Origin of the sequence: Saprospira grandis str. Lewin (assembly GCF_000250635.1) — a bacterium.
In the GTDB taxonomy this organism is placed as follows: Bacteria; Bacteroidota; Bacteroidia; order Chitinophagales; family Saprospiraceae; genus Saprospira; species Saprospira grandis.
Map to the genome: position 1 here is coordinate 2101771 of NC_016940.1, position 12763 is coordinate 2114533.

Annotated in this window: 9 protein-coding genes; 2 read left to right on the forward strand and 7 right to left on the reverse strand. The window is 46.9% G+C overall.

The genetic code is table 11. The annotated features are described in order from the left end of the window. Positions 1-132: 132 nt before the first annotated feature. Together SGRA_RS09440 and SGRA_RS09450 are read right to left on the reverse strand one after the other, a co-directional pair. Complete coding sequence (locus SGRA_RS09440) at positions 133-537, reverse strand: hypothetical protein (protein WP_015692438.1); 405 nt, start codon at positions 535-537, stop codon at positions 133-135. Between the two features lie 422 nt (positions 538-959). Further along, positions 960-1436: a hypothetical protein gene (locus SGRA_RS09450; RefSeq protein WP_148268317.1), complete on the reverse strand. Its 477-nt coding sequence runs from the start codon at positions 1434-1436 to the stop codon at positions 960-962. A gap of 219 nt (positions 1437-1655) precedes the next feature. On the opposite strand from SGRA_RS09450, the gene SGRA_RS09455 reads away from it, so the two are divergent. Further along, positions 1656-3926 (forward strand): ATP-binding protein, encoded by a 2271-nt coding sequence (locus SGRA_RS09455; protein WP_071823153.1) that lies wholly within the window; start codon positions 1656-1658, stop codon positions 3924-3926. Beyond that, positions 3916-4785, forward strand: a complete 870-nt coding sequence (locus SGRA_RS09460) for a response regulator (protein WP_015692443.1) — start codon at positions 3916-3918, stop codon at positions 4783-4785. Before SGRA_RS09455 ends, SGRA_RS09460 begins: the two co-directional genes overlap by 11 nt. Before the next feature lie 672 nt (positions 4786-5457). Here SGRA_RS09460 and SGRA_RS09470 read toward each other — a convergent pair. The 5 genes from SGRA_RS09470 to recG form a co-directional block, all read right to left on the reverse strand. Beyond that, on the reverse strand, positions 5458-7797 hold the full coding sequence (locus SGRA_RS09470) for an efflux RND transporter permease subunit (protein ID WP_015692444.1): 2340 nt from the start codon (positions 7795-7797) through the stop codon (positions 5458-5460). 576 nt (positions 7798-8373) lie between these two features. After that, the gene (locus SGRA_RS09475; RefSeq protein ID WP_015692445.1) at positions 8374-10026 is read right to left on the reverse strand and encodes a hypothetical protein; all 1653 of its coding nucleotides are present in this window, start codon (positions 10024-10026) and stop codon (positions 8374-8376) included. Next, positions 10027-10344, reverse strand: coding sequence for a hypothetical protein (locus SGRA_RS09480; protein WP_015692446.1), 318 nt, complete (start codon positions 10342-10344; stop codon positions 10027-10029). It abuts the gene before it with no gap. Positions 10345-10348: 4 nt separating this feature from the next. Continuing rightward, positions 10349-10639, reverse strand: coding sequence for a hypothetical protein (locus SGRA_RS09485; RefSeq protein WP_015692447.1), 291 nt, complete (start codon positions 10637-10639; stop codon positions 10349-10351). Continuing rightward, a complete protein-coding gene (gene recG, locus SGRA_RS09490) occupies positions 10639-12747 on the reverse strand; it encodes an ATP-dependent DNA helicase RecG (protein WP_015692448.1) in 2109 nt (702 codons plus the stop codon). Before recG ends, SGRA_RS09485 begins: the two co-directional genes overlap by 1 nt. Between the last annotated feature and the right edge of the window lie 16 nt (positions 12748-12763).

A 12763-nucleotide genomic window follows, 5' to 3' on the forward strand; every position in this document is an offset into this window, starting at 1 on the left:
AATACCTAAAATTCATTTTTCATTAATGATAGAGCCCGTAGCGCCTAGCATCCTTTAGGGGGATAAGCGGAAACTACCCCCAATTACTACAGCGAATAAAGCTAGGCGATAGGTCTCCAATTTTTTTATCGCTTAGTGCAAATCAAGAATATAGAAGAAATAAAAGGCCGCAATTCGCCATCTGGCTGCTCCTCGAGCATTGCCCACCTTGGAGCCTCTATAATAAACATCTCCGTCTGATTCTACTTCGCCAATTTTAGAGCCCTTGTAATAGACATCTCCATCCGACTCAATTTCTCCGATTTTGGAGCCTTTATAATAAACATCTCCGTCTGATTCCACTTCGCCAATTTTAGAGCCCTTATAATAGACGTCTCCATCCGACTCAAATTCAGCAATTTTAGAACCTTTGTAGTAGACATCTCCATCGGACTCAATAACGCCAATTTTGGAGCCTTTGTAGTAGACAGATTGGGCCTGTGTAGCCGTGAACGATAGGGCCAGCAAAAGGGCCATGAAAAAAATACGCTTGAGCATAAAATATGGGTTGATGAATGAATTGGTCCTGCCATTAAAGGAAAAAAGACCAAGGAAATAATTTATAATAAGATAGGGATTAAGCCGCAGCTTTGCTTAAAAAGTTGCTTCTATTTTGTTGTGTATTGTAAAGATAGTAAACTAAATAATAAACGCAAATATTTTTAAGCATTTTTCCTCCTTTTTATCTTATTGAGCAGTTAGTTTTGGATGTAGGGCAGGCGGCGAAGCCGCCTGCAAAGGGCCGAAGGCCCGCGGCCTAGGGGCCTGAAAGGGTGGCCGCAGGCCAGACCGAGCCGCTGAAAGCGGCGAAGGGCCGAGCAGCCCTGCGAGCCCTGCAAGGGCCCGGCCGCCGAAGGCGGCAGGCCCCAAAAAGGCATAAAAAAAGCCAGTCAAGCATAAAGCAGACTGGCGGAAGGGGGTTATTTTTTGGCCTTCGCCTCATTGAGTTGGAGTAAAAACTGCAGGAGGTCGGGATGTTTTTCTAGGTAATACTTCCAGTAATGGCTACGGATAAAAGAGACCGATTTGCCGAACTGGCCCTTTTCTTTAAAATGCAGCGTAACTCGGCTAAAGAGGAAGAGGTTGCTTTCCTCGAAATGTTCGAGACTGCCGTAGCTATACTTGACCGATTTGAAATAATTGGAGACATAGATATGTTCATTATCTAGGCCCACCCAGAGGTTGCGCATAAAAAAGAGGTAGAACAGCCCCAGCATAGAGATAAAAAAAGAGCTGAGGATAAGTTTTGCGCTTAGGGGGGAGAGGGGCTCTTGAATATCTTGGAGTGGCGAGAGCCAGACCACAAGGGTAAAGCCCCCGAAGAGGATCGTCCAGAGAAAGGGGAGAATAATTTTGGACAGGAAGGTCCAGCGAGAAGAAACAGTTTGTATAGCCATAATAGTGGGTAGTCTGCTAAATAGGGGGCAAAGATAAGAAGAATTGCATAAAAAAAGGCCAGCTACCAAAGTAGCCAACCTTTTAGTTGGGGGGAACTTATAGTCTGCGTCTTTCCAAGGCGCTAATTAGTATTGGACCGAGCCCGCAGGGCGGGGCAGCCCCAAAAAATGCGTATAATTACAGTCGTCTACAGATTATATATTAACAGCAACTGTAAAATGAAATTACCTCATCTCCCCCTATTAGTTGTTTGTCTTTGTTGTTTTGGGTCTAGTTTATTGGCTCAGAATGGATTAGACAGTTTGTATCGGGCCTATTACAGCTTATCTTTTGAGGAGGATCGGGCCATCAAGACGCAGATACTGGCTGATATTATTAATCAGGAAACCTATAGAAACCCTGATTTGGCGCTTCGGCAAATTGATAGTTTGACGGCAATACAGTGCAAGTATGGGAGTTATCAGCAGTGCATGGATGCCAATTATCGGATTCGGGGCAGCTATTATGCGGCCTTAGGGCAAAAACTGCAGGCCCTTAAATATTATCGGACCTATATTGATTCGGCTGAGATTAGTGGCTGGGGTGGGGGGTATTTCCTTATAGATGTGGGCAATATTTACTACAGCTTCAATTTGAATCCTTTGGCCAGAAAACTCTACCAAAGGGCCGAGCAAATATTTAGAAAAGAAAAGCATCTAAAGGGCTTATCTACCGTTTATGGCAACTATGGCTTATTGGCTCAGCGGCAAGATAGTTTGCAGGCGGCTATTGGCTATACCCAGCAAGCCATTTTTTATCAGTTGCAGGCCGATACGATTCCTATGCAGCTAGCTCATGCCTATACTATTTTGGGGAAGATGTATGAGAAAGCGGGGGATTATGAGCAGGCCGAAAAAGCCCTCGATAACGGCATTCAAACCTTTGAGAATCATCAGGATATTAGCGAGTACCAGCAGTTTAAGTCCTATCATTTGAGGGCCTATGCTTACCTGATGGGGGTTTATGAGCAGCAGGGTAAAAAGGAAAAGGCCCGCTATATTTTGGAGGAAGTGCTGCCGACTATGGAGCAAAAGATTGCAGGTGTAGAAAATATTGACTACTACCTTTCTATTGCGCAGACCCATATGCAGGCGAACAACTTGGCCAAGGCTCATTTAAGTTTGCAGCAGGCTGAAAGTCTGTTGAAGGGAGGGGAGAGCAATTCGGTACGCCTGAGTCTGGACCAAGCCTGGGCCAAATACTATAATCTTTCTGGCGAGGATAAGTTGGCGGCGAAAAAGTGGCAGGCCAACTTTAACCAACTGAAGGAGATGCGCAAACAAGATAGCCGCTCGCTTTCGCTAAGCGAGCTGCTGTTGCAGCAGGAAAAAGACCATATGATCCAGCTGCAAAAGCAAAGCCTAAGAAGTGCAGAAAAGCAGGGCTATTATTTGTTCCTTATTGTTATCATTAGTTTGTTGGCGCTTCTCTCTACTAGCCTTTTTTTATGGAAAATCAAGGCCAAAAACAAAATACTGAGCAATTACGCCCAAATCATTAGCCGCTCCAATGAGAATAAAAAAACCTTGCTGTCGGTCATTGGGCACGACCTGCGCAACCCCTTCAATTATTTGCTCCACCAAAGCCATATTCTGCTCGAACGCTTTCAGCATGAGGATGGCCTTGTTACTTATGCCGACCTACAACAGCTAGAACAAAGCAGTAAGCAAATTTACCTGATGATGGAGGAGCTGCTCCAATGGGTCCGCTTAGAAGACCGAGACCTCAGCGCCAATTACCAAAAAGAAAATCTCAGCCAGTTGCTGCATGAAGTCTTGGCGCAAGAAGAGGATCTGCTGCAGCAGTCGGTCCTCCATATAAATGTAGAGCTGCCCAAAGCGATTTATCTAGAAACAGATGCCAATCTGCTCAAAATTATTTTCCGAAATATGCTGATGAATGCCGCTAAGCATAGCCAGGCCCATGAGCAAATTCGCCTCAAGGCGACTATAGAGCAGAACCAGCTTGTAGTCTCTATCCAAAACCCTGGCTCACTGCCTAAGCAAACGGTAGAGAATCTGCGCAAAGAAGAACAGCTCGATCGAGTGTTTAAGGGCCAAGGCCTTGGCCTGAGAATCATTAAGCAGCTGAGCCAGCAATTAGGACTGAGCTTTGAAATTGGCCAAGGCGAAACGGGCTATGTGGCGGCTAGCCTCCTTTGGCCCCCGCATACCCCCATCAAATTAGAAGAGGCTGCCCGCCAAGCGCATCAACTTGAAGACCCCAAAGAAACCTACTCTCCAGGATTTTTAAGTACTTTGCAGCAGCAAAACCTCTTGCAATTCGAAATCTACGAGGCCCAACCGCTTTATGCCGCCTTGCAAAAGGTAGAGCAAGAACAAGCCAATCCCGCAGATCGACGATTGTTTCAACTCCTAGAAGATGCAGTCTATGAAGGCGATCGCCAAAAACTAGAAGAACTTTACGAAATTATCAATCATGCCCACTAACAATCACCAGATCTTAGCTGGAAAAACTATTCTGATTGCCGAAGATGACCCCCGAAATCGACGGGCAATTATTCAACTCTTTGCCAATTGGTGTCCCTCTACCGAAATCCTGATGGCCCTAGATGGCCAACAATGCCTCGATATTATGGCCCAAAGGTCCGTAGATCTCATTTTACTGGATTGGGATATGCCCCGAATGAATGGCCTCGACTTGCTAAAAGAACTCCAAAAAGAACAATATCTGCCCTATAAAAATATTCCAATTGTGGTCTATACCGGCGCCATGACCGATAGCCTCCATCTCGCTAAGGCCCTAGAGTATGGGGCCATTGATTTTCTCCGAAAACCCGCTCCTCCCATCGAGCTATTGGCCCGAATTAAGTCGATCCTCAAACAAAAAGAATGGCAGCAACAAATGAAGGCCGCCGAGGCCGAAGTCAAAGCCCTACAACTCAAACAACTCCAAAAAGATTTGCAACAGTCGCTGCTGGTCCTCGCGCACAAAAATGAATTATTGCTCGAACTTAAAGCTAAAATTGAAGATCCCAATACCCAACGCCAACGCCTCCTCCGAGAAATTAACCAACTCATTGAAGCCGAAGATTATTGGCTGCCCTTCCTCCAACAGTTCCAACAAATGGAACCCAATTATCAACAAAAATTGATGCAAATCGCCCCCGATATCTCTCCCGCCGAACTCCGTCTGGCGGTCCTGATTCGAGCCGACCTCGATAGCAAAAGTATCGCTCAATTACTCAATATTAGTTTGCATGGCGTGAAGAAAAGCCGCTACAGAATCCGAAAAAAATTAGATTTACAGACGAATGATAGCTTGGATAAGTTTCTGAAAAACATATAGTTATCCTTGTCCACTTCTTGTCCACCCCTTTTTTTTTGAAAAGCTGCGAAAAGGGCCGTTCTTGTGCTTGACAATAATCCAATTAGCTTTTGCTATGACGATTAGGGTGTAGTGTAATTTTGCTTGGCATTATCCGTTTACAAAAGGGGCGGATAATGCTATTTTTTTGCCCCTATAGGTGTTTTCCTTTTGTTTTTTTTTGGGGGCTGCCCACTCGCTTCGCTCGGGTCGGGCTGTTTCAGGGCTCGCAGGTCTGCTCGGCCCTTCGCAAAACTTCGCTAGCGCTCGTTTTGCTCGGTCTGGCCTTCGGCCACCCTTGTCCATCCCTCAGCCGCGTCGCTTCGCTCCTTTTTACTGTAGGTTGAAACCTACAGCAAGAGCGGTATTGCTTCGCAATAATATATGAATGAGGGTTAAAACCCTCATGAAATGAACTGGCCTGTCCCTAGGCGATGATTGGCCAAATCCTAACCAGCTAAAGGCCCAAAACCTAAGTTTTGGGCCTTTCCTTATGGGGGTCTACAGGCGGCGAAGCCGCCGCAGGCCTAGGGATGGTAACTGGTGCGGCGCAGCCGCAGACCCAGGGGCTGAAGCGCAGCGGAAGCCCCGCAGGGCCGAGCAGAGAGCGAGCCAGTGCACAGCCCGGCCGCCAAAGGCGGCAGGCCCCAAATCCTAATCCTTATGAATGGCCCGCAACATCACAGGAATGATAAAGACGTCGCAAATGAGGGCCGAAAAGAGGGTCGAGCTAATGAGTAGACCAATGGTGACCGCCGGCGGATTGGAAGAAAAGAGCAGAATCAAAAAGCCAAAAAATAATATGACCGAGGTTAAGGTGACCGCTTTTCCCGTCTCTCTTAAGGTCAGTTTTAAGGCTTCATCAGTACTTAAACCCCTCCTTTTCATTAGCTGATAACGGCCCAAAATATGAATGGTGTCATCGACCGCAATGCCGAAAATAATGGCAAAAACAATGGCCACGCCCGCCTCTAAAGGGATTTGCAAATAGCCCAAAATAGCCCCAGCAATCAATAAAGGCAAAATGTTGGGGACCAAGGCCACCACAATCATCTTGAGGTTGCGATACAATAAAGCCATCAATAAACTAATGACCAAAATGGCAAATCCTAAGCCCTTGAGTAAGGAATCGCGCACATAAACCGAGTTTTTGTCTACAATAACGCCCGTTCCCGTTTGCCGAAATTTAACCACATTCGTATCAATTTCTGTTTCCATAAAGTCTTGCATCTCGGCCATAAAGGCCCGAATGCTATCGGCGCCCAGATCAAGTAAGCGGGCCGAAATCCGACCGTATTTTTGGTCCTCACTGACCAACATGCCCAGATTGTTGTTGCTGCCCAGTTTGGCCGCCAACTGCTGGTATTTGAGAAAGTCTTTCTCTTTTTCAGGCAGCTTAAAATAAGCCGAGCGGCCCGAATGAAAGGCCTGATGTAGGCTCTTATACAACCAACTAATAGAAGAAGTGGAGCGAATGGCGGGAGATTCCATCAAGCGCTGCTCCACCTTGTCCATGGCCTGAATGACCTCAAAATCTTGCAGACTATGATCGCCCTGGGCCATTACGGCCAGCTCAAAAGGCCGAAACCCACTAAAGTTTTGCTCGAAAAAGTAAAAGTCTTGGGTCACCTGCGCACCCTTGGGCAAAATCTGCTTAATCTGGGTGTTGGTATTGACCTGCGCCACCCCAATTCCAGCCACAATGGCTATGGCCGAAATGCCCGCTACCACTCGCCAAGGGTAGTTTTTGCTGTAGGCATGCACCCAGTCAAAAAGGCCGTGCCACTGCTTGTTGCTCTGTCCCGCTGGCCGCAATTTAATGATCTGATCCTTATCAAAAAGGACCAAAAGCGTACAGCTAAAGAGCATGACGGTCCCATAGGCCAACATCACCCCAATGGCCGCATTGACCCCAAAATTCTGAATGGGCTCTAAGCGAGAACTGAGCAAGGACAAAAAGCCCACAGAGGTGGTAAAAGAGGTCAGAAAAACAGACATCCCAATCTCTTTAATGGTGGTTTGTATGGCTTCCATCTTGCCCCTACCCGCCGATAATTCATCGACATATTTAGACATGACGTGAATGACGTCGGAGGTCCCAACAATGATCATGATAATAGGATAGAGCAGGGCCATGGTGTCTAGCTCTCGGCCCAAAAATCCTAAAACGCCCACAAAGAGCAATAGCCCCAAGGCAATAGAAGAAAGAGAAATGACTACGCCCCAAAATCGGCGGAAAATGAGCCACATGATAATCAGCACCAAGAAAAAGGAAACCACCGTAGAGAGAATAAATTCCTTAATTTGCATTTGGACCAACTCGGTCTGAAAATTGGCCCGACCCAAAAAATGATAGTCCAAAAAGCCCATTTCATCTAGCTTGGCCCGCAAAGCAGCCATCAATTTTTCGGCTGGCGGCTGCTGAATATTATCTACCGTTTTTAGGACCACCACCAAGGTTTTGGCATCTGCCGAAATGAAGTTATTGACTAAACGAGGATCGGCCAAAACCTTCTTTTTATCTCCCGCATAACGAGCCGTATCCTCCAAATGAACGGCGGGAATACTACTAAAAGAAAATGGCGTTTTTAAGGGAAATTCTACCTGCAAAAGCGAGCTGCTCTCCACAATGGGCCGCACTTTATAGCTGCCGTCTTCCTGCTTGAATAGGGTTTTGCCCTCCTCCCAGCGACTCAAACCAATTTTGGAGAGCTCAAATTCTGTATCTCTGGCCGCCAGCGAAAACTCCCGCACTTTGGTCAAAAATTCTTGCTCAAATACCCCCTCTGGCCGATGCAAAGCCACCAATAAAAAGTTGTCGTCTGGCTCAAAACGCTGCTTAAATTCATTGTAAAACTCAAGGTCGGGGTCGCCCTTCGGAAAAAAATCCTCAAAGTTGAAGCTAAAGCCCAAACGACTGCTAGCTGCCCATGCCCCCAAAAGCGAAAGGACCAAAAAGCTGCCAATGATAATTTTTGGATAACGAATATACATAGAATAGTTGTTAGTGTTTTTTCTGAAGGATTTGGGGCCTCCTGCCTGCGGCAGGCGCTACGTTTCGCAGCTCGCTCTCTGCTCGGCCCTGCGCCAGCAAGCTGGCTTGGTCTGGCCTTCGGCCACTGCTGCACATCGCTAGGCCATTACCGCCCATCAGTTACTCCCTTCGGTCGTTGAGCTGCATCCTTTTTGGACCAAAAACAGCGGCCTCAAATCCGCAGTTTTAACAGCCTTTTAGGAGAAAAGTCAGGGCAAACAGAAATTTTTTTAAAAAAAACTGCTTTTGCAGGGTAACAAAATCAGAGAAACGGCCATAAACAAGCAGTAAAAGTTCTGATAAGTTAGTTAAGTTAGGTCTAAGGGGATTTCCAGAAAAAGTTTGGAAATTCCCTTTTTTTATGCCCTAGCTATAGCGCCCATACTGCGGGCAAAGCCCGCAGCATCGGCTGAGGGGCTGTAGCAGGGCCGCCGCAGGCGGCAGACCAAAGCGGCTTTGCCGCTGCAGGGCCGAGCAGACCTGCGAGCTGCGCAATGGCCCGACCCGCCCGCAGGGCGGGGCAGCCCCAAAAAACACTAGTTCAATTTGTAGAGAATCAGCCGTTCATTGCGATAAATGACTTGATAGTGCCTAGCTAGGCTATCGGCAATGGAGGGAGGGGCCTTATAGTCTTCTGTATCGAGCAAAACATAGGGAAAATGAGGACCAAAATTGGCCTGCTCCTGACTGCCAGCAAAGGGCATGGGGCAGGCCAATTTGCGTTTGGCCCGCAAAAAATAGTATTGTAAAAGGGGTTTGTCATAGCGGGCAAAACTATAGCAAACCTCGGCTTGAGGGTCGGCCAAAAGAAGCTGGGCAATCTTTTGGGCCTCGGCATCTAGGGGGCGGCTCCAATGCAAAAAATAATGTCCCCGACTAGCCCAAAACTGTAGGCCTAGAACTAAGCCAAGGGGGAGAATAAATGCTTTTTTAAAGGGCATTTTGGCCAAGGCCAAGCCCAAATAGGGCAAAAAGAATAAATAGAGGTAGCAAAAAATGCGGTAGGGCCATTGTTGGTCCAAAAAAGGCAGTAAAATGGGCCAAAGTAGAGAAAAAGCCAGCCAATAGCCTCTTTTGTTTACTAAGGGCAAAAGGCCCAAAACAAGCAGTAAATAGGGCCAAAAAAGGGGCAGGCGCCGCCCTAAAAACTGCCAATCAATGAGGCGGTAAAGATAGAAGTAGGTATTCCCCAAACTTTGGCCAGAATCCGCCGCGGCCCCCGCCAAAATCTGAGCCCCATTGGCCAAGATAAAAGGACTGTATAAAAGGAGGCTGCCCAGGGCAAAGAGGAGTTGTTGCCGCCAGTAATTGGCCTGCCCAAAGCGAGAAAGTGCCAGGCCCAAATAAGGCAAAACAAAAATGGGGTTGCTATAAATACCGCCCCAAGCCAAAAGGAGCAAAAGCGGCCAAAGTTGCCTGTTTTCTTGGCTATCGGCCCAAAGATAAGCTCCTAGAAAAAAGAGTAAAATGCCGTAACCTCGGCCCAAAATGCCATAAATATAAATTGGAGGCGCTAGGGCCAAAAGGGCTAAAATGGCCAGCCCCCAGCGCCAGCCCAACAAGCGTCGATAATACCAATAACTAAAGAACATCAGCCCAAAAATAGCCAAAAAAGAAGGCAGCCGAAGGTCCCAGGGACCAGCTACACCCAACTGATGCAAGAGGCTACTACAAAAAGTATAGAGAATGTGGTTATTGTGTGGGCTAATTAGGCTAAAGAGCGGCGAGCGGCTACTAAAATGCAAAAAGCTCCAGGCTTCATCGTATTCTATGGGCAGTTGCTGAATTTGGTAGAGCGTACTAATGGACCAAAAGCATAAAATAGGCAATAAAAAGGCCCATTCTATGGGCTTCGTTTGCCTAAACTCTTGGCCAATAAGTTGGACCCAAAGCCGCAACTGCTCTGCCGCAGCCGATAGCCAAAGGGCTCGTTTTTTATAGGCATAAGCCAAAAAAGCCAGATAGCCAAGGGCAAAAAAGGGTAAACTATAGCCTAAAAACAACCAGCGGCTTTTGGGGAAGTAATCTTGCTCAAAGCGGTCTAACCAATCACTTTTGCCAGCCCAAGCCAAAAGCAATTGAGCAAAGGACTCATAGTCTAGCCCCCAAAATAAATAGGCCAAAAGGGCAAATCCCCCTAGGCCTAATAGCGCCCCAAAAAGGGCCAAAGTAGTTAAGTGCTTTTGCATCTACCTCTTTTTAAGCTCATCTATTATAATGCGCAATTGGTCAATCTCCTGCTTGAGGGCAATGGGTTGTTTTGGCGCCCAATCCTGCTCACTAAAGCGCTCGTCCATGACAATATGCTCCAAATTGGCTAGGCGTTTTTCCTGCTCGTTTTGGGTTTTTTCTAGCTGTTCGAGCTTTTCTTCTAGGCGAGCAAGTAGGTCTGCTTGTTCTTCACGTTCTTCCTGTTTTTTTTCTCTCTTAGAAGCTGGGACCACAATAACGATGAAGACAAAAATAACGACCGCCACCACAAAGGCTAAAAGTAGAATAGTAGGCATAAGATTACTTTTTATCGGCTTTTCGCAAAATATCTAGCTCTTCTATAGAAAGCGCGATTTTGTCTTTTTCTCCAGCGCTTTCTAGCTCTGCAATGCGCTCTTCTAACAATTCTTGCTGCTGAAAAAGGTGGCCAATTTGCCGCTTGAGTTGGTCAATTTCTTCTTGCTTGCCGCCATTGTTCAGTTCCATTTTTCGCATTTTACTCCTATACGATAAAAAGATGGCCAATAGTGGAATGGAGAAAACCATCACAACAGCGACTAAGCCGATAAACTCATCCATAAAGCTATTCATTAAGAGATTTTACTAAAGGTTCTTTGCTTTTGGGCGTGCAAAAGCTCGCGTTTGAGCGGCAGGTTTTCGGGCTTTTCAAAGAGGGGGTCTTGGGCCACAATTTCTTTGGCTAAGTTTCTGGCCGTTTGCAAAATTCGGCCATCTTTGGCCAAATCGGCTAGGCGCAAACTCAAGATACCCGACTGCTGAGTGCCGTCGATACTTCCTGGTCCTCTCAATTTAAGGTCTGCTTCCGCAATTTCAAAACCATCTGTCGTTTTGCACATGGTTTTCATCCGAAAACGGCCCTCTTTAGACAATTTATAGCCCGTCATCAAAATACAATAGGCCTCTCCACCGCCTCGGCCCACTCTTCCCCGAAGCTGATGCAGCTGGGCCAAACCAAAACGCTCGGCATTTTCAATGACCATGAGGGTGGCATTGGGCACATTTACGCCTACCTCAATGACCGTAGTGGCCATGAGGATTTGGGTTTCTCCATTGGCAAAACGCTGCATCTCATAATCTTTGTCCTCCGCCTTTTGGCGGCCATGCACCACACTAATTTGATATTGGGGCTGTGGAAATTCTCTTAAAATGCTTTCATAGCCTTCCATCAGGTTTTTGATTTCGGCCAAGGCTTCTGATTCCGATTCTTCAATTAATGGATAGACAATATAGACCTGATGGCCCTTGGCTATTTGCTCTTTTATTTGGCCAAATACCCAAAGTCGACTACTCTCAAATTTGTGGGAGGTCTGAATGGGCAAACGGCCCGGAGGCATTTCATCAATGGCCGAAACCTCCAAATCGCCATAAACGGTCATGGCCAAGGTGCGGGGAATGGGCGTGGCGGTCATGACCAAAATATGAGGCGGGCCAGCCGCATTTTTCTTCCACATTTTGGCCCTTTGCATTACCCCAAAACGATGTTGCTCATCAATAATGACGAGGCCCAAGTTCTTAAATACTACCGCATCCTCAATTAATGCGTGGGTGCCAATGAGAATATGGATACGCCCCTCGGCCAAATCTTCTAGCAATTCTCTGCGCTGAACGCCCTTGATAGAACCCGTGAGTAGCTCAATCCGAATATCCAGTCCCTCGGCCATTTTGAGCAGGGACTCAAAATGTTGCTGGGCCAAAATTTCGGTAGGGGCCATTAATGCCGCCTGAAAGTCGTTGTCTAGGGCCATGAGCATAGACATAAAGCCGACCACCGTTTTTCCGCTCCCCACATCGCCCTGCAAAAGGCGGTTCATCTGCTGGCCCGAACCAAGGTCCTTGCGGATTTCTCGAAGGACTCGCTTTTGGGCGCCCGTTAGCTCAAATTTGAGGTTGTTTTGGTAAAAGCCATTGAAAAAGCCGCCAATATGCGGAAACAAATGCCCTTTGGTCTCTAGTTGCTTGAGGCTTTTGCGCTGCAAAATGCGCAATTGCAAAAAGAAGAGCTCCTCAAAAATAAAGCGTCGGCGGGCTTGGTCTTTTTGGGCCAAGGTTTTGGGAAAATGAATGCCAATTAGGGCCTCCAAACGGCTGGGCAGCTTCATGCTATCGAGCAAATATTGGGGCAGGGTTTCGGGCAAATGTTCAGGTTCCTTATAAATTGGAATCAGGGCATTTCGGATAATTCTATGCAGGTCCTTAGACTTAATCCGCTTGCTGGCCATTTTTTCCGTCACCCGATAAACGGCATCCATCCGGGGTTCTAGGCTACTATTTTTGGCCGTTAGCGGCTCCAGTTCTGGGTGAGTAATGCTCAGGTTGCGGCCAAACTGCTGCACCTTGCCATAAATCACGTATTCAATGCCCGTTTGCAGTTGTTTGACCCAATTAAGGCCCCTAAACCAAACCAGCTCAATTTGGCCCGTATCATCTCTAAAAATGCCGACCATCCGCTTTTTTGCGCCCTCGCCATGGCTGTCAATTCGGCGCAAAATTCCTCGAATTTGCACTGGGGTTTCATTGGCCTCTAGCTCCCCAATTTTATGAAAAACGCTACGGTCAATATAGCGAAAAGGGTAGTTCATCAGCAGTTGTTCTAGGGTAAAAATCCCCAGCTCCTTTTTGAGTAAATCGGCCTTTTGTGGCCCAACTCCCTTGACGTATTCTATAGATTTCTCTAACATAAAGCGCTGATTTTAT